Origin of the sequence: Cupriavidus taiwanensis LMG 19424, assembly GCF_000069785.1 — a bacterium.
Lineage (GTDB): Bacteria > Pseudomonadota > Gammaproteobacteria > Burkholderiales > Burkholderiaceae > Cupriavidus > Cupriavidus taiwanensis.
This window is the reverse complement of sequence record NC_010529.1, coordinates 45002-63189: the sequence shown is the minus strand read 5'-3', so window position 1 is coordinate 63189 and position 18188 is coordinate 45002. Positions and strand designations below refer to the sequence as shown.

Below are 18188 nucleotides of genomic sequence, written 5' to 3'. Positions count from 1 at the left end.
CGGTCAAATCCGCCATGTCGTCAACGCCTGTCACGATTACCGCCGCGGAACTCCAGCTCTTGCGCAATGCCGCCAAGGAGCGCGATGCGCTCAAAGGCAAACTGCGCGTGGTGACGGTCGAGCGTGACCTGCTGCTCGAGAGGCTCAAGGCCTTCCAGCGCAAGCTGTTCGGCGCCACGAGCGAGGTTCGGGGATCGCAGCAGAAGGACCTGTTCCTCAATGAAGCCGAGACGCTGGCACCAACGGCGGCGACACTTCCGGCACAGGAAGAAGAAGGTACGCCAGAGATTGAGGTGGCCGGTCACAAGCGCAAGAAGCGCGGCCGCAAGCCGTTGGACCCGGCGCTTCCCCGCGTGCCAATGCGCCACGAACTGCCGGAGTCAGAGCGGGTGTGCCAGCATGATGGACAAGCTCTGGTTGAGATGGACCTGTCAGAAATTTTGTGTTTAGGGCATAACATGTCGCCAAGGAGCATGTATGCCACGCAAAACCAAGACCAGCCAGGCCGCCGACCGTGAGCTGCCGAGCATTCCCGAGGACCTGATCGCTCATTTCGTAAAAGGCCCGATGACCGCCGAGGCGGTGCAGGACGCCTCGATGGCGTTCAAGAAGGCCCTGATCGAGCGCGCCCTGGGGGCCGAGCTCGGCCATCATCTGGGCTACCCGGCTGGCGCCGAGCGCCCGGCCGGCACGGCCAACCAGCGCAATGGCAAGAGCGCCAAGACGGTTCTGACCGACGACGGGCCGCTGCGGTTAGACATCCCTCGCGATCGCGACGGCAGCTTTGATCCGATCCTGATTCCAAGCACGAGCGGCGCTTCACCGGGTTCGACGACAAGATCATCGCCATGTATGCGCGCGGCATGACCTTGCGCGAGATCCAGGCGTTTCTGGCCGAACAGTACGGCACCGAGGTCTCGCCCGAATTCATCAGTTCGGTGACCGATGCGGTCATGGACGAGGTGACCGCCTGGCAGGCCCGTCCGCTGGAGGTGATGTACCCGGTGGTGTTCTTCGACGCGCTGCGCGTCAAGATGCGCGAGGACGGCGTGGTGCGCAACAAGGCCGTCTACCTGGCCTTGGGCGTGCTGCCCGACGGCACGCGCGACATCCTGGGCCTGTGGATCGAGACTACCGAAGGCGCCAAGTTCTGGATGAAGGTGTTCAACGACCTGAAGACCCGGGGTACCCAAGACATCCTGATCGCGGTGACCGATGGCCTTAAGGGCATGGAACAGGCCCTGGCCGCGGTGTTCCCGAACACCACCCTGCAGACCTGCATCGTGCATCTGATCCGCAACAGCCTGGAGTACGCCAACTGGAAGGAGCGCCGCGCCGTGGCGGCGGCGCTCAAGCCCGTGTACACGGCCCCCACCGTCGAGGCCGCGCTGGCCGAGTTGGCGGCCTTCGAGAACGGGGAATGGGGTCGGCGGTATGCACCGATCGGCGCATCCTGGCGTCGCGCCTGGGATCAGGTGATCCCGTTCTTTACGTTCCCACCGGCGATCCGCAAGATCATTTACACGACGGATGAAGTTGACAAGGCCGGGGGGTGCTTTCGCTCGTTTATGGCGTCCGTATTGGTGGCCACGGAGCGCGTACCGCACTTGCCTGCGGTCGCGCTTGCTTCCAGCGCGAGAACAGCCGTTGGTAAGCGTGCTCAGCTTGTTCGCCTGCCGCACGCTCCAGATCCCGGACGGACTTCAGATTGTAGGCGGCGGCAGACCCCTTGCGGCTACCGCGACGCGCAGGCATGCCTGCCTGCAGTTCCAGCTCACGGGTCTTGCGCGCAGTCAGCGCCGGGCGGTCCCCGCGAAGGCTTCGTTACGCGTGAGGACGTGCCAGACGATGATCGCCACCTTGCGTGCCGTGGCAACAGCCGCGATCTGCTGACCGCGACGATCCCGGATACGAAGGAAGAAGGCTCGGACGGGGCCGGCCGTTTGGGCTGCGGCCCAGGCAGCGTCGACCAGCATGGCACGCGCATAGGAACGTCCGCGCTTGCTGATGTGTCCGTGCTTTGCTGGCTGCAAGCCGGATTGGTAGACCGAAGGATTGAGGCCAAAGTAGCTGACCAGTTTCTGCGGCGAACGAAAGCGAGCGATATCGCCAATGGCCGAGATCAACCCGATCGCAACGGTGGTGTTGATGCCGGTGATGGTCAGCAGCTTGCGCAGCCTGTCGTCCTGAATAGCGGATTGGGCCAGGACGCGCTCAACCTGCTGCAGATTCTCTGCCAGCCTGTCGAGCTCATGCAACCGCTGGTCAATCCCGATGCGCTCGTCCATGGGTAGCGGCTGAAGGCTCAGCCAGGCCCGCCCTTTCTTGCCAAACAGGTCTGTCGCAGGACACCGTGCGATGAGATGTGCGGCAAGGACAGCGTGAATCTCATTCTTGAGCCGCGTCCGCTGCCGCACGATCTGGGCGCGGCGCGACACCTGCCGTCGCATCGCTTGCGTGGCCTCGTCTGGAATCCACACCTCGGGCAGGAAGCCACTCGCATAGAGTTGCGCAAGGATCGCGGCATCGATCTTATCCGTCTTGACGCGCGCTTCTGCGATCAGGCGGACTTGCAACGGGTTGGCGACAATCACTTTGCCGACATGACCTGTCAGCACGTTCGCGATGGCGATCGTGTTGCCGGTCGCCTCGAGTACCACGTGGTCGTCGGGCTTTAGCTTGGCAGCAAAGTGTTCCAGCTCGTCGCGTCGCAGTCCGACGCGCCCGCCGGCGCGTAGCCGGCCATTCTCCAAATAGGCGATCTCGGCCACCGATCGCGATACATCCAGTCCTATCACTCGCATTGGCGTCTCCCATGGGAAACATCGCAAATGGGAGCCGGTGGGACAGCACGACAACTACGGATTCGCGCTCGCAGCGCAACCGGGCGGGTCGCAGGGGCGGCCAACTACTAACACGAGCTCGCAGCTCAACGTATATGAACGGCCTGCCCACCCGAAGTGCTCCCCGGTGCCCCTGTCCCGGATGGTCGAACCATACACCAAGTTACACGGTGAGGAGAGGAAGGGCACCGGTTCCTATCATGCCGGTTACCAACGCGATCGAGAGCATCAACGCGCAGCTGCGCAAGATCATCAAGACGCGCGGTCACTTCCCCAGCGACGAGGCGGCGACCAAGCTGCTGTGGCTGGCGCTGCGAAACATCACGGTGAAGTGGGGCAGTTCAACCCATGACTGGAAGGCTGCCATGAACCAGTTTGCGATCCTCTACGAGGAACGCTTCACCCACCCTTATCGTTAAGATATTGCTGGCTCACCGTTCCATCGACGGTGAGCCTTTACCTGCCCTGCACACAAAAAAACTGACAGGCCCGTTGAGATTGGCGTGGAGATCAGCGAGCAACTCGACATCATCCCCCAGCAGGTCCGAGTGATCCAGCACCAGCGTGTCAAGTACGCGTGCCCGTGCTGCGACGGCAGTATCAAGGTGACGCCCGCCCCCGCACGCATCATCCCCAAGGGCTTGCTGACTGAATCCGCGCTAGCCTGGTGCATCACCTCCAAGTACCAAGACGCGCTGCCACTGTACCGCCAGGCCGCCTTGCTGCACCGCTTCGGCGGCGACCTCTCGCGCAGTACATTGGCCGCCAGCGTAGTACGTGTCGGCGAGGCCGTGCAGCCCATCATCAACCTGATGCGCGACCATCTGCTGGACGATGACCTTGTGTACGGCGACGAAACTACCGTCCAGGTGCTCAAGGAGCCCGGCAAGCTTGCCCAGACCAAAAGTTACCTCTGGGCGCAGATGAATGGATCGGGCCCGCCGGTACGGCTGTTTGCTTACAGCCCAACGCGGTCAACGAAACATGCTGCGGAGCTCTATGCCGGCATCAAGCCAGGAACGGTGTTGATGACCGACGGGTACGACTCGTACGACAAGGTCGCGCACGCGAATCGACTGATCCATCTTGGATGCTGGGCTCATGCCCGTCGTTACATGATTGAGGCCGAGGAGGCTCTGCCCAAGGAGCAGCGCGGTGGCGAACATCCAATCACGCAGTTCATCGCGCTCATCGCCAAGCTCTTTGCTGTCGAGGCTCGGACTCGCGAGATGAAACCAGAGCAGCGCCAGCAGATCCGTGCCGAGCAGAGTCGGCCTGTGCTAGACGAAATCGAAGCCATGCTGTTGCAGCACCTGCACACCGTGTTGCCGCGAAGCAAGTTCGGCGAGGCACTACACTACTTCCATAACCAGTGGCCCAAGCTCGTCCGTTACGTCGAGAACGGCGCCTGGCCGATATCGAACAATGTGATTGAGAATTCGATCAGGCCGTTCACCGTAGGGCGCCGGAACTGGCTCTTCTGTGACACCGTGGCTGGCGCGAACGCAAGCGCGAATCTGTACTCGATCATTGAGACCTGCAAGGCCAATGGCGTCGATACGTACCGCTATCTCGTCGCCTTGTTCAAGGCGCTGCCGCTCGCGAAGACCGCTGACGACTACGAGGCCTTGCTGCCTTGGAATCTCAAGACATCCGCTGTTTAGCCGACCTCGTATCCGGCCGCAAGAGGCGTTGTTAGTCGACCGCTTACGTTACGTCAGCGGGGACTGCCGGCAAGCGTGCCGGGGTAGTCGAGCACCCCTGCAGTACGACCAGGACCAGGGCAGCAGCGATCAGGGAGGGAACAGCAGATGTCAAGGCTGCTCCGCCGATAACCCTGCGCAGGCACTCCGCTGCTGCGAACAATCTGCTCATGACGTCGCCCTCGGTTGCGCTGAGTGGCCTGATCCGTGCCGCGGACGGCTATAGCTGCCTTTAAGCTTTCATCAAGGCTCTCACCTTTTATAGGCTACACGCTGAACGATCGGGTCCGGCCCTGCTAAAAGATGATGGGGACATTTCCTTTAGTTGCTAAATTCGCCCGCCTGGCGAGGGAAGCACTCACGGAATCCGTCACTGCCCTTTTCCGCTATTCGCGCGAGGTCACGGGCAGCGTCCGAAGAATGTGCGGCGCAGGCCTGTCGATGGCCGCGGACAGCGCTCCGTTTCGTGCAGGTGAAAGAGGCGCGGCCGTCTGTGCTGAAGCCATAGGCAGAAAGGCGCCAGCACCCCAACCATGGCTAACACGTCATCGTGGGTGGGTGCCTCTGGCCCGCGCGCATGCTCGCGGGTAATGCTGCGAAGATCACGGGAGTACATGGATTTCCGAACAAACCTTCGACTGTGGCGCGATCTGCAAGTCATACTGACCGGAGCAACGGACAGGATACTGAGATGGCTAACCCGTCTCGGACTGGTGAAACTGGGACGCAGCGACGTAACCCTTGTATGCGACCATGCGCAGTTATTTGTCCTCGCCTGCCGGTGCCGTCGGCGAGGAGGCGCGACGACAGTCCATCCGGTTTCCGGAGCAAACATCAGCAGAACTACTCCGCCGAAGCTTGGAGAGAAACTGGCCCGTTTCAGTGGTTCTCCCCGGCCCCGCACGGCGCCGCGGGCTTACCTCGTGCAGCCCCTTCCCCAAGATTTCCACACTCATGTCGCTTGCGACTAGTCCGAATTGACGTTGGCTAGCGGCTCGCGCCCCCGTATCCTCGTCTGCGCGCCACTGGCCAGCTATCACAGCCTTCTGGTGCGCCATGCAAATTGAAACCATGCGAGGATGCCACCAGATGCAGTCATTCGAAGGTAAGGTTGCGTTTGTCACCGGCGCGGCTACTGGCATCGGTCGCCAGACTGCGCTGAGCTTCGCCAGGTCCGGCGCTGACGTCGCACTGCTAGATACCGCCACGGTTGCCGCTGAGGAAACCGCGCATGACATCGAAAAAGCCGGGGCCAAGGCCATCTTTGTCCGCGCAGACGTTGCGCAAGGTGCGGACGTCGCCGGGGCGATAGATCAGACCATCCGATCCCTGGGCCGTCTTGACTTTGCTTTCAACAACGCCGGCATCGCTCCGCGCGGCGCGCCGATCTGCGATTTCTCCGAGGACGAGTGGGACAAGACCATTGCCGTCAACCTGAAGGGCGTCTGGCTGTGCATGAAATACCAGTGTGCACAGATGCTGGAGTACGGCGCAGGGGTCATCGTCAATACGTCCTCCATCATGGGGCTCGTCAGCGGACCCGGACTGTCGGCTTACTCCGCCTCAAAGGCCGGGGTGCTCGGACTGACCCGGTCAGTTGCGGTGGACTACGCCAGCCGCGGCATCCGCGTCAACGCCATTTGCCCCGGCGGCATTGCGCACACGGCTATCACCGACCGCCCAGAGAACCAGCAAGACATGGCCCAACTGACGCTCGCAACGCCCATGCAAAGGCTGGGCGAGCCGGCCGACATTGCCAGCGCCGTGATGTGGCTCTGCTCGCCCGGCGCAAGCTTTGTCACTGGCCAGGCCATCGCTGTCGATGGTGGCTTCACGGTCTGGTAAGGCGAAGCGGTCGTCAAGTACTCCCCAAGGAGGCCTAAGATGTTCTGCTACGGAATCTGTTCCGTCTGGATCGCGTCCGCCACGGCAACGATACCATCCCGCTTTAGGGGCCCACGATAAAGCCCCCGGCTCGGCTTGCCGAGCGGGCACCGACGGTCGAGCGGCGGTTGCACTCGGAATCGGTCGATACCGTCTCTCGGATCTGAAAGCCTGTTGAGGGTCTCGAAGAGATGATGAACAGTATGCGGAGATCCGTGACGTGCCGCACCGCCCTGCCCCGCCGATGACGAAGACTTCTCGCCGGCGAGCAGATCGGCGATACCACCGCCAGTGCCGCGAGACATACCCGGCATAATGTCTAAACTCTGGCGCTGCGCGCGTACGTTATCAGGTAACGCAAAAGAGAGAGTCGAGAACTAAATGCGAAAAAAGCATACGGCAGGCAACCTGCCTGCTCGGCCACGGGATTGCAACGTGTCACCACGCGAACCGGCACAAATTCATTGTGCTTCTACTAGCGTGCCGGAGCATGGAAAATGCGGCGGTCAATACCAAGCTTTGTCCCAAAGGCATGCATTCATCGGCAGGTTTTCGCGTAGTTGTCTGGCGCGTCGAGACGCTACAGACTTTCCTGGTCGACAAATCGGCCGTGCCTGCGTAGTGCTGGCAGCAGCACTTCATCCGCATAAGGGCAGCCGGTAAAGCCCGGATCGGTCTGGCCCGACTTCCTTGCTTCATCCGCCGCGTGGGACTCCTCCGCGAGCAGGCGTGCAAGCAGCGCCTCGTAGCCAGCTTTCCACGCTTGCGCGTCTGGAAATACCACGCGCAACTCCTTAAGAATATCCATCCCGGCAAAATCCAGGTCGCCCCAGAAATGAACTGGGCGCGTGTCGTCGGTGCCATGCAGCCATGCAAGAAAGCTACGCCCCAATGCCGCATTCCGCTCAAACACGCTCGGGGCAAAGTAGACTGAGCTGCCACCCGGCTGGCGCAGCCTCCTCGCGCTCGCCTTGTATCCGGATGCGAATATCAGGACAAAACCCTCGGCGGCGCTCAGCCTCCCCGCCGCCATCGACTCGAACGTTGCGGCATTCTCCACAAACAGGACCGGGGCGGCAGGATCGGCTGTACGCGCAGCTACCAGCAGTTGCACCGGCTTGTCTGGAAAGGGGCAAACTTCCGTGTCAAGCAACAGGGCAATGGCCTCCTGCTGGCCGTTGAGAACTTTAGACAGGCCCCAGAACTGCCGGCTTGCTACCTCATGGAGCATGAGGCTCTCGCTCGCAAGCGCCGGGATGCCCGCGAAACGCTCTAGCACCTGCTCCGGTGAACGCGGAAGGATGAGGATCGGGCGGGACAGCAGCCGCTCGCACAGCGCCGCGTTGTTGACGCGCGCTGGCACAGCCTTCCGCCACTGAGCCATCCAGGCGACCACGGCATTGGGCTGGCGCCCCGTCTCGTCGCGAAGAAACGCTTCCGCTTGAGCTGCGATGACGAGCTTCGGTGAGCGCTCCCAGATATCAAGATCCCGCTGGCCACGACGCTGGTCTAGCATCAGTGCAAATCCGGGTTGCGCCTGCAGCGCTTCCAGGGCGCGCCATACGAACATGCGTTCGCCGTGAAGGTCGATCGAGAAAAACTCCGGCCACGTCCCGGCACTCAACGGGAAGCCGATATCGCGGCGTCTCTCGGCAAACGGCTTTGCCTCGATACGGTCCACCAGTGCATTCAGCAACGCGGTGAGCGCGTCCGGCCGGCGCCCCGGAATGTCGTCGGCGCTCATGCCCCCATGTCCGAGATCAACTGCTTGCGCGCCTCTTGCAAGTCGAACTGCCATGCCGCTTCACGGCGCACCGCCTCCCGACGTTCAGTCCATAGGGCATGTAGTCGGTCGGCCTTCAAGAGGGAGCTGTCCACCTCGGTAATCTTATCGAGTTCGCCTGCCAGGCCCTCAACCTTCATCAGAGAAAAACGATGCTCGAAGCTGAACAACTCGAGCAGGGGACCGGACGCGCGGGACGGCATGGCAACCACCAGTTGCAAGCCAAGGTTCTCATTGAGATAGCGCATCACAGCAGCGGTGCGGCCTTCGTCCATCTTGTCGAAGGCCTCGTCGATCATCATGAGCTTCAGGCTCGGCGTCTTCTCGAACTGCCGAAATGCCTGGGCCAGCACCGCGGCCCGCACCAGATAGGCTGGCGTCATCAGCTCGCCTCCCGAGAACGTCGCCATTCTTGCCAAGGACGCCTCGCGCCCGTCCTCCGAATATTTGCGGATGTCATATTGGCGATAGTTGCGGTAGTCCGCTATGTCCTTCAGTCGCCGCAATGCGTGGTCGCGGTTGGTGTCGAGCAATAGCAGCTTGATGTCGTCCAGCGCCACGACGCTTTCGGCAGAAAGGACGCCTTCGGCGGCCGAGAACAAATCCACCGGCGTTTGTGTCTCGGCCAGCCGGTTCAGTTCTTGGAACAGGTCGAAGTACTTTTTGTACTCCTTGACCATCTGCCCGTATTCGATCTCAAAACGGTCTTCGCCGAATGCCAGTCGCTTGAGCTTCTCATTGAGCCGCTTGAGCGGATCGATGCCCTGCTCCACCGCGGTGCGTACGGCCAGCGCGAAATGCGTGCTGAAGGTGTTGTTGAAGCTCTTCTCGGCGTCCCGCAGCTCGCTGGTGTTGTTGAGAATGCGCACTTGGTCGAGCCGTTCTAACATGGCCGAGATCTGTCGCCGGGCGGCAGGTACGCCGCCATAGGCTTGCCACTCGTACTCCCCCTGGGTTGACTGGCAAGGCTGAAAGTCGACCCGCTCATCGAACGAGGATGACAAGAGATTATGGGCCTCCAGTTTCCGCTCGAATGCCTCGCGCTCCTGGCGGTAGATCCCGGCTTGCTGGCGCCGCCGCCCATCAAAGGACGCGGCGGTCTGCTCCTTGGCCGCTTCCCGAGCGCGCTGCTCCAGCCGGACTGGATCGAAATGCGGATTGAGCCGGATCAGTTCAGCCACGCGGGCGTTTATCTGGCGCACGGCATCTTTGCACTCAACAAGCTTAGCTTCAGCGTCACCGATGTTCGCTTCGAAGCCACGCGCCCTCCCCTCCGCTTCGCCTGCTAAGCGTGATGCGGTATTGGATAGGCGGTGGTGGCCCTCCAATAGCTGCTCCGCACGCGCCACGCGCCGCTCCAGCACGATGAGATCGGCGTCATCTAGGCTGGCGAGCTGCGCCGCGAGACTATTCAGTTCGCGCTGCGTCTCACCCAGCTTGTCCAGCATTGGCGCGACAGGCACAAGCTGCAGGGCGAGCAGACGCGCACCCCACGCGGCCAACTCCGCAGCGCCTGCGCGATGTGCGTCCCTTTCCTGCGACTTTTCGTCGATCTGCCGGACGAGCCTCACCACGCGCTTGCGCCGGGCCTCGGCACCGAAGGCCAGTTCGCCGTCGTCCACCCATGACGAAAACATCTTGAACCCCCCACTGGCCATGCCGTCCACGGTCAGTGCCTGTGGCGCGCCGCGCAGCGCCTGCGCATCCGCTACCTTGACATAACGGCCGTAACTTGCAACCAGATAGGCGCGCGCGGTCTCATCGGCGATCACCAATTCCTGCAGCACGGCGTCGGGCGACAGCGCCTGGTTTTCCGCCCGCCGCTTGGCCAGTTCGCCCTGCACCACGGAAGCCTCTCGTCCTTGTCTAGTCGCCACCAGCTCGTGTCGCAGCGCCCGGATGGCGCTCGCCTCGTATTGCGCGTCCACCAGGATCACGAAGCGGTTGCCGCCCAAAAGCCCTTCGATAGCGTTCTGCCAGCGTGAGCCCTCCCGCGGCTGGACAAGGTTGCAAAGTACCCTGGGACGGGCGCCCGGCATCTGGGCCTCGAGATATCGGACTGCGACCTCCACATGCGCCGGCAAGTCAAAGTGGCCATCTTCCAGCCCTTGCCGGCGCCGCTTCAGGTCGTCGATTTCTCCTTGCAGGGCGGCAGCGCGATCCGACTCCCGCGCCTGCTCCTGTACCACTGCCCCATACAGGCCGTCGGCGCCGTGCAGTCGCTGCGCAATGGGAGCCAGGGCGGCATCCAGCTTGGCGAACCGGTCGCGCCGCAGGCTCGCGGGTTCGATCTGCGCGCCTGTCAGCATCGCCGCCAACTCACGCGCGGCGGCTTGGCCGTCCGCGCCATCGATCGCCGTGGCATCGACAACCAGCCGCTCCACATGGGATGCGTAGGCGGAGGCCGGTCCTGCAGGCAGTTTGGCCAGGGCAGCCAGTTCGTCGAGCACGCCGCGCAAGCCCGCTAGGGCGGCCAGAACGTCCAGCGCGATACGGGATCGCCCATCGGTGGCCACGGCTATCTCGCGGCTGAGCCGCTCACGATCCTGCGCCACCGGATTGCCGTTGAGCCGACCCTTGGCAGTGCCATGCAATTCCGTGGCGCGCTTCAGCGCCTGTGCATGCCGGTCGGCAAGCGCCTGCTGCTTCTCGACATCGGCTAAGGCAAGACGCCGGCAGGCCTCCAGCCTTTGGATCTCCTCCTCGACATCCCGCTGTCGGCGCAGTACTTCGCCCAGTTCGGCCTCCATGGCCTCTTCGAACGCGGCAAGGAACGCATCCGCGTGTGCCTTCAGCACGCCCAGCCGCTCCCGGCACGCCAGTAATTCGGTGGCGATCTTGCGCAGACGTTGCACGTTTTGCATGAGCGAAGCGATATGCCCGATCTGATCGGAAAAATCAGGCTCGGCCAGCACCTGCTCCCGGATCAACTCGTCCACCGAGCCGACGGTCTTGCGAGCAATGGACTGGACGAAAGCCCGCGCCGCCGCTTCGGCCTCGCGCGGCCCGACCAGCGTCTTGCCACCACCGCGAAACTCAGCATAGAGCTTGCACAGATAATCTTCGATGCTGTTCTCGAACGGCAGGACGCGCGGATAGCGCTGGCGCAGCCGATGGTAGATATCCTCGACCTTCACCGCGGTAATGGAATTGCCCTTGCGCGACTCGATGAAATCCGCCTCCATTACGCGGCTGCCTGGTAGCACAAAGTAGAGCTTGCGCGCCACGTCGACGCTGCGACCTTGCTCGCGCGTACCAGACACGGCAGCTTCGACGGCCACCACGGCGGTGAATGGTTCGGCGGACTCCCACTCATCGGGCGCGAAGACGGCGACGACATAGGTGTGCGATCCATACGGCCGGACGCAGAGGTTGTCGCGCATGCCTACCGCGTAAGACGCCAGCGTCCGCCTCACCTTGCCGCCCGCGCGCGAGGCGCCGCTCTCGTCCTGCGCCGAGTTGAACACGTTGATGTGCTGCTTGCCGCCGGTCATGACCAGCTGGATCGCGTCCTGGAAAGAGGACTTCCCAACGCCGGTCGAACCCGACAGCAAGGTGGTGTGGCCAAAGGGGTATTCCCGGGACACCACGAAGCCCCAGTTGACCAGGATGAGCTTCTCAAGCCTCATCGTCGGGCTCCGGCGACGTGACGGCCGACACGGGCGTCCGTGTTTCGGTCAGCAGGGCATCAATGGCGGAATCCGCCACGAACTGCAGGATCGTCCCACGAATGGCGACCAGAGCGTCAGCATCTTCCACCTCGGAATCCGCCCGGTAATCGATCAGACGGGCACGCTTCAGGTCGGCGAAGAGCTTCTCCCGCGCAGTCTTGGCCGGCAGTGAGCGGCGCGCCTGCGCAGTCAGCGTGGCATTCAGGTATTCCACGGTGACAAGCGCTTCGTTGCGCTCGTTGATCGAGCCTTGGCGCAGGCTTTCGTTGTACAGCAAGCGCAGCACCAGGCAGCATGCCACGAAATCGGCGGAGAGCTTCGCCCGCACGGCGTCCACCGCGATAGCATCGTCCTCGGCGGGCAGTCCCGGCACGCGCGCCCCCGGCGGGTAAAGCCGAAAATAACTCTGATGTCGCTCGTGCAGCAGCCGGAACCCGCCCACATCGAAGTACGCATTGAGCAGGCCTTCGATACGCACGGCGTCGTCGTAGAGCTGACGCTCGATGGCGCTGTCCTCCCGGTGCAAGATGGACAGCCCGAACAGGCGGCCAAGGATCTGCCCGAACGCCTCCGGCCGGACGCCCCCCGCCTTCAGTTCCGCTTCCACCAGTTGCCCAATCGTAATTTCATCCATGGCCGATGTGGCGCCTCCTGATTGCATAGTCAGTGCCCGACATGATGGCATTGTCCAGCGGCTCGGCATCTAGCCGCTCCACGTCCAGTCCCTCATGGTCCCGTGCTGCCTCGACTGCCCGCAACAACGATAACGCCTGGATAGCATCGTCGACCGGCAACTCGGATAGGCGCAGCGCGCCCGTACCACGCATGGAACCGAGCAAGTAATCCACGACATCGTGATGCGACAAGGAGAAGGCCCGCTCCTGCGCTTGCCGCACGAACTGACGCAAACGCTCTTCTCGTGTGATTTCCGGAACGATGCTCACGGCCTGTGCCCGGTTACGCTCGGCGGTCTTTCTCGGCTGCACCGCGGCCGGATCATACAGCGCCACGCTTACCGGTGCGAGCGCCGCTCCCTGCCGCTCCAGCCACGCGCCCTGATCCCGCTCCGGCATCTCCCCCAGGCGGCGGATCAGGGTGGACAATGCCGCCCCGCTGCCTGATGCCCCCATGAACAGACTCTGCGACAACAAGACCACATGGCGGCGGACATAGCTTTCCATGGCCCGGAACAATTCCGGCTGTTTCGTCCGGCAGGCCGCGGTCACCATCTCGTCGATCCGATCAAGCATCCATCTCAAGATCGCCCCGTCCGGCGCGGCCTGCGCGGCCCATGCCGCGTGGTTGGCCAAGTCATCGTCAATGGCCTGCATCTCGGCCGCGCTCAAATCGTTAAGACGTTCGATTAGCGCCCCGATGTCCAGCCGGTGGCGCTCGGCATTGTCATAGACTAGGCGGGGCGAGAACTCATCACGAAAACGTCGCTCTACGAACTCGATAAACCCATCCCAATTGCCCTGCACATGCGCATCGAGCAATATCTTGCGAGCCAGGTCGTAAAAGAGCTCGATATCTTCGGAGAGGTCGGCAATGACCCGATCGGCATACTCGTAGGCGTCGAGCAGGTCCTCCACATCGCGGCGCTCGATGAAGGCACTCAGTGCATTCTTGCAGGAGCGCATGTTGCGCTGACGGGTCCGTTCGCGTGGGCGGTCGGCCAGCGTCAGCGCCTGAGCGAAGATCTTGCCGGCGCGGGTGAAGCGATAGGCGGTAACCAGTCGGACGCGATCCTCGGCGGTTTCCAGCCAGCCGTCCGCAACAAGGAGGCGCACGATGGCGCTTGCCAGCTTCTGGTCGTCGGCCAGGTCACCGGCGGCGAATCCGTCGTCGCCATCTTCACCGGCAGGATCGGCCGGCAGCGTGGCGGACTGCATCGTCTGGACAAAGAGGTCACGCAAGTCCTCGCGCCCAAGGATGGAGCGGTAGTCGGCATGGGAGCCATAAAGCCGCGCATAGAATGCGCGGATGCAGGCAGCGATCAGCTTTCGCCTCTTCAGCGTCAACGGACGAAAGAACTGCGGATACCCCGAATCCACCATCGCGGCTGATGTCCCCCTTAACACTCTCGCATTGCACCTGCGTACCATCGACACAGCGAACAAAATCGTACGATACCACCCCGCCCTGCACTGCGCCGCCGCGCGACCTGTTTCAGGGATTCCATTACGCCTGGCGCCGGCGCACCCAGTGCTGGGCTGCGCCCTGGCGACCCGGTAGGTGCCTTACGAGCCGGAATGGGTACCGCAGTTGGACTTGGCCCAAATACGATGGGGGACGGAACCTCACCGGGACCCGCTCGGCATCGAGCCACCCGCCAGCACCACGGCCTGCGTCTGCGGCCGGGCCGTCACCCATCTATCTTCGCGTCGCATAGCGCTCGCCCCTGGCATGGCACCACCGACCGGCGCAAACCTCAGGCCGTCATCCCATAGCCCAACGCGCGAATATGTGTCCGGAACTTATCTTCGTCCTCGAGCCGCACTACCACATGCTTATCACCGGCGCGCAGACACAGATGGGCGGTCTCCTTGCGAGTGGCCAGCATGGCTGCCATTTGCGCGTCATTGCAATCAATCAGCAGCGTGGTCCCCGCAACTTTCAGCGCCTTGCCCTGCTTGCCAGCCCGCTTGATGAAGGATTCCACCGTGTCTGGTACCGGCTGGTCGTCCCGGGCCTGCAGGAATTCGCGAAGTTCGGCGATGTCATGCCCCCTCTCGACCGCTACGATGGCCTTCTGAAGGTCGAGCCGCCAGAGTCTGTCCGCCTCTTCGGTTGCCCACATGTCCAGAACCAGAGACTCTTCTGCCGACAGACGGCCCGCGATGACCTTGACCTGCATGCCGGGCATGACGGATAGCCTTACGCTAGACTGGACCGGCGCCGGCGTGTAGTGGCCGCTGGCGCCAAGGCAATAGGCGCCCAACGAGGTCACGCGAAAATAGGCCAGGCCATCGTAGCGACTGAGGAATTGGAGTTCGTCCGTTCCCCACATATCGTGAAAATTAGGCCGAGCCCCCGCCGGTTCGGTGTATGCGATATCAATGATGCCAAGTGGCGCCACATACTCGAACAGGAAGCAGAGCATATACCGCAACTGAAGAATGTCCCAGTCATGGTAGCCGCTGTGCCCCAGGCTGCCGTAATCCGGCTCACAAATGTAAAGACTCCAAGGGTCGCGGGCCACGTCGAAAGTATGCCCAGTTGCCACCATGAAACGGGAAAACGCGTCGATGCTGATCCACTTCCCGGCCGGACAACGCTGCAGCATCTCTGCGATCGCCGCGCGGCGCGGCGCCACTGCAGCCATCGCACCGCCCTTGGCTTTTTGCCCCTTGATGACATCTATTCGGCTAAATTCATCCAGCGACGTCGCTTTCAGCCATTTCCGCCAGATTTTGACAAGCACGTCAGCCGTTGGCGTCGTCAGGGCTGTCAGTCCAGCCTTGCTTAGCACCAGCTTGCTCCCGTTACGCTGCACAAGCCCCGCTGCCTGAAGCAGCATCGGCCAAGAAAATGCCTTGATCGGCCCTATCTCCTGATCGGTGGGTCCCGGCACGGGCTCGGCGTAGTAGTCGCTACCGGACAGTTGCCCGCACAACAATTGCAACGTCGCCGTGCCCGGCAGCGCTGTCTTCTCGCTGACCTTAAGCTTTCCCTGATCCACCAGACGCAGTAGCAGCGGTAGATCCGCCAGGGCATCGCGCTCACACAGCCGCACCGACAATGGGCTTTCACCGTATATGCCGGGAAGCGAATCGACCGTGTCCAGCCGGACAGGCTCTGGCGCCGGCACGAATGCCATGAGCCGCTCGTTCAGATCGGCTGGCACGTAGCGCCATCCATTCTGATAGTACAAAAACAGGCACAACGCCGTGGGCGGCCCATGGTGCTCGTGTCGGCGCCGCTCGTCCCGGACCGAAAAATTCGGCAAACGCCCATACTTGGCTCGAAACCGCGTGGCATTAAAGCAGCCATCCTCCGCATAGGTGGCCTCTGCTACCGCCAGACGTTGAGTCTTGTCCAGCCCCTCCCACAGCGCTTGCAGCCTGTCGCCGGCAAGGTTGCGCAGGATCTCTTCAACCAGCCCACTCTTCTTTCCGATGCGTGAGGCTTCCGGAAGCCAGCGCATCAGCGATTTCAGATTGTCTACCGTGAGATTGTTCAGCGCTTCAGTGAGAGAAATTATGGGCATAGGCAACCTGGGCAATTCTTCAGAACACTTCCGGCCTAGTAGCAGGGGCCAGAAATCAGCAAACGTGATGATAGTCCGTACATTGACATCCTCCCAATCAGCGACGGCAAGTGGGTCACTTTCTACAAGAACGGCGAGGAAGTCTGGGCGTGCAATGCCCTGTATGCCGCTGCGCATTTCGATTTTTCTGCCGTATCCAACGCCTGCACGCCGACCACCGGCTGAGATGCGGGTGCCGCCGGCAGACACCCTGCTCTTCACCTCCAAACATAACGCCCCGGTAATCAGCAAAATTTCGCTCTTCGTGCCTTATGTTTAAAGATTGCACGCAGCAAGCGGTGAAGGCCTGCGCAGACCGTTCCATTCGCAGGACGCGCTTTTGGCGAAATGTGCACCATAATTATCAAAGCTCACCTACCATATTGCACCTTATGTGGCGAGTTCGATGCATTGCGCTCCTTCCGACGCTATGACGTTTCTGGCCAAGTGCCTCTTGCACGCCAGGCGTCAGCCCCTTCAGCACGTAGATTTGCTATACTTGTACAAGTTATAGTACTAGTAATCTAAGGAGGTCGGTATGCGTACCATCCATTTCTCCGACGCCCGCAGCAACCTAAAGGCAGTCATGGACCAGGCCATCGACGACCACGACGCTGTGCTCATCACACGCCGCGACGCGCCGAACGTGGTCATCATGTCGCAAGACCAGTACGACAGTTGGATGGAAACGATGCATTTGCTTAGCTCGCCGGCTAACGCCGCGCGCCTGCTGCGTTCTATTCAGCAGCATCGCGCTGGCATGGCCGAGAAGCACGACCTGATCGACCCGGACGCTGAATGACGCGCCGGTTGACCTTTATGCCAGATGCCTGGGAAGACTATGTCTATTGGCAGGGCCAAGACAGGAAAACGCTCAAGCGCATCAACGCCCTAATCCAGGACGCCCAACGCGAACCGTTCGACGGGCTCGGCAAGCCCGAGCCGCTGAAAGGCAACCTGTCGGGCTACTGGTCGCGGCGAATCGACGACAGCAACCGCTTGGTGTATTTCGCCAACGACGATGAACTGACCATTATCGCTTGTCGGCTTCATTATGGCGACAAGTAAGCCCTAAAATCCGGCTCCTAACACAGCTGTTCGATCACGCTCGGGTACCGTCAGCAAGGACCCGAGCGACAAAGGTGCCCGCGGGCCCCAAACAGTAAGTCCAGCAGTTTTCGGGATATTCGCCTGTATCACCCTTCGGCCCGATAAGCAGTTCGTTATCGGACCTTATTGCCCTGCCGCCGCAACGCCGGCCGAGCCTCCCTCCGCCCGCATCAAGCATGTGACGACGTCAAGTGCAATGGCAGTAGCCGGCCATTAGCTGCCCTTGGCGACTGTCGACTCCCCGGCACTGACCTACAACCCTGTCGGTCGGTCCGTCGGTTGACGAATGTCCTCCGTTCGATAGAATGAGCGTTCACTCACTCATTGCTCTTTATGGCCCGCCCTCTCAGTGCAGACAAGCGCCAAACGATCCTCGAGGCGGCCACTCGGCTGATCGCAGAGGAAGGACTATCCGCCTCCACAGCTCGCATCGCGAGGGCAGCCGGCGTGGCCGAGGGGACCATCTTCATCTACTTTGGGAGCAAGGACGAGCTGGCCAATCAGCTGTATCTGGACCTCAAAAGCCAGCTGCGACTGGCTTATTCGGAACCGCCGGGCTCTAAGGATTTGCGCGAAAGTCTTGGGCAGTTTTGGTCCGCCTACGTGAGCTGGGGGCTGGCGCATCCAGCGCAGCGCCAAGCGATGGCGAAGCTCAAAGTCTCCGACCGAATCACCCCCACAACGCGGGCGTCGGCCGCGGAAAGCTTCCAAGTCGTCAGCGGCCTATTGATAAAGGCCAGGTCGCTGGGGGCGCTGCGCAAGCAGCCCCCGGCATTCGTCGGCGCGCTGATGGTTGCGATGGCCGAGGCCACTATCGATTCGATCGCCGCGGAGCCCAAGCTCGCCAAAACCGCTTGCGCCGACGGCTTCTCAGCATTCTGGCGCGCCATCGCGACGGGCTGATTTCTAACGAGCGCCCCGCCGTTTTTCGACCCAATTGAAGAA

Annotated in this window: 9 protein-coding genes and 5 pseudogenes; 8 read left to right on the top strand and 6 right to left on the bottom strand. The window is 61.9% G+C overall.

Annotated elements, in window-relative coordinates:
- Positions 1 to 14: 14 nt before the first annotated feature.
- Together RALTA_RS26890 and RALTA_RS26885 are read left to right on the top strand one after the other, a co-directional pair.
- Positions 15 to 422, top strand: a pseudogene (locus RALTA_RS26890) (transposase domain-containing protein); the annotation flags it as partial.
- 55 nt (positions 423 to 477) lie between these two features.
- A pseudogene (locus RALTA_RS26885) lies at positions 478 to 1571 on the top strand (IS256 family transposase); the annotation flags it as partial.
- Here RALTA_RS26885 and RALTA_RS29340 read toward each other — a convergent pair.
- Positions 1567 to 2804: pseudogene (locus RALTA_RS29340) on the bottom strand (IS110 family RNA-guided transposase). The pseudogenes RALTA_RS26885 and RALTA_RS29340 sit on opposite strands and share 5 nt — an antisense overlap.
- A gap of 236 nt (positions 2805 to 3040) precedes the next feature.
- Between RALTA_RS29340 and RALTA_RS26875 the strand changes: the two are divergent.
- The 3 genes and pseudogenes from RALTA_RS26875 to RALTA_RS26865 form a co-directional block, all read left to right on the top strand.
- Positions 3041 to 3262 (top strand): annotated as a pseudogene (locus RALTA_RS26875) (transposase); the annotation flags it as partial.
- A 54-nt stretch (positions 3263 to 3316) separates the two neighbouring features.
- Positions 3317 to 4507 (top strand): annotated as a pseudogene (tnpC, locus tag RALTA_RS26870) (IS66 family transposase); the annotation flags it as partial.
- A 1128-nt stretch (positions 4508 to 5635) separates the two neighbouring features.
- Positions 5636 to 6391, top strand: a complete 756-nt coding sequence (locus RALTA_RS26865; RefSeq protein ID WP_012354440.1) for an SDR family NAD(P)-dependent oxidoreductase — start codon at positions 5636 to 5638, stop codon at positions 6389 to 6391.
- A 619-nt stretch (positions 6392 to 7010) separates the two neighbouring features.
- Here RALTA_RS26865 and RALTA_RS26860 read toward each other — a convergent pair.
- The 5 genes from RALTA_RS26860 to RALTA_RS26840 all read right to left on the bottom strand — a co-directional run bounded on the left by RALTA_RS26860 (position 7011) and on the right by RALTA_RS26840 (position 16343).
- Complete coding sequence (locus tag RALTA_RS26860; RefSeq protein WP_012354438.1) at positions 7011 to 8174, bottom strand: Wadjet anti-phage system protein JetD domain-containing protein; 1164 nt, start codon at positions 8172 to 8174, stop codon at positions 7011 to 7013.
- Complete coding sequence (locus RALTA_RS26855; RefSeq protein ID WP_012354437.1) at positions 8171 to 11842, bottom strand: SbcC/MukB-like Walker B domain-containing protein; 3672 nt, start codon at positions 11840 to 11842, stop codon at positions 8171 to 8173. The genes RALTA_RS26860 and RALTA_RS26855 overlap by 4 nt, the downstream gene beginning before the upstream one ends.
- Positions 11832 to 12518 carry a DUF4194 domain-containing protein gene (locus RALTA_RS26850; RefSeq protein ID WP_012354436.1) on the bottom strand — a complete coding sequence of 229 codons (687 nt, stop codon included), beginning with the start codon at positions 12516 to 12518 and terminating at the stop codon, positions 11832 to 11834. Before RALTA_RS26850 ends, RALTA_RS26855 begins: the two co-directional genes overlap by 11 nt.
- Positions 12511 to 13941, bottom strand: a complete 1431-nt coding sequence (locus RALTA_RS26845; RefSeq protein WP_012354435.1) for a Wadjet anti-phage system protein JetA family protein — start codon at positions 13939 to 13941, stop codon at positions 12511 to 12513. The genes RALTA_RS26850 and RALTA_RS26845 overlap by 8 nt, the downstream gene beginning before the upstream one ends.
- Before the next feature lie 374 nt (positions 13942 to 14315).
- Positions 14316 to 16343 carry a hypothetical protein gene (locus RALTA_RS26840; RefSeq protein ID WP_240987623.1) on the bottom strand — a complete coding sequence of 676 codons (2028 nt, stop codon included), beginning with the start codon at positions 16341 to 16343 and terminating at the stop codon, positions 14316 to 14318.
- 328 nt (positions 16344 to 16671) lie between these two features.
- Between RALTA_RS26840 and RALTA_RS26835 the strand changes: the two genes are divergently transcribed.
- The 3 genes from RALTA_RS26835 (at position 16672) to RALTA_RS26825 (ending at position 18146) form a co-directional block, all read left to right on the top strand.
- Complete coding sequence (locus RALTA_RS26835) at positions 16672 to 16935, top strand: type II toxin-antitoxin system Phd/YefM family antitoxin (RefSeq protein ID WP_012354432.1); 264 nt, start codon at positions 16672 to 16674, stop codon at positions 16933 to 16935.
- On the top strand, positions 16932 to 17201 hold the full coding sequence (locus tag RALTA_RS26830) for a Txe/YoeB family addiction module toxin (RefSeq protein ID WP_012354431.1): 270 nt from the start codon (positions 16932 to 16934) through the stop codon (positions 17199 to 17201). Before RALTA_RS26835 ends, RALTA_RS26830 begins: the two co-directional genes overlap by 4 nt.
- Positions 17202 to 17576: 375 nt before the next feature.
- Entirely contained in the window at positions 17577 to 18146 is a 570-nt protein-coding gene (locus RALTA_RS26825; protein WP_012354430.1) for a TetR/AcrR family transcriptional regulator, read from the top strand.
- Positions 18147 to 18188: the final 42 nt, after the last annotated feature.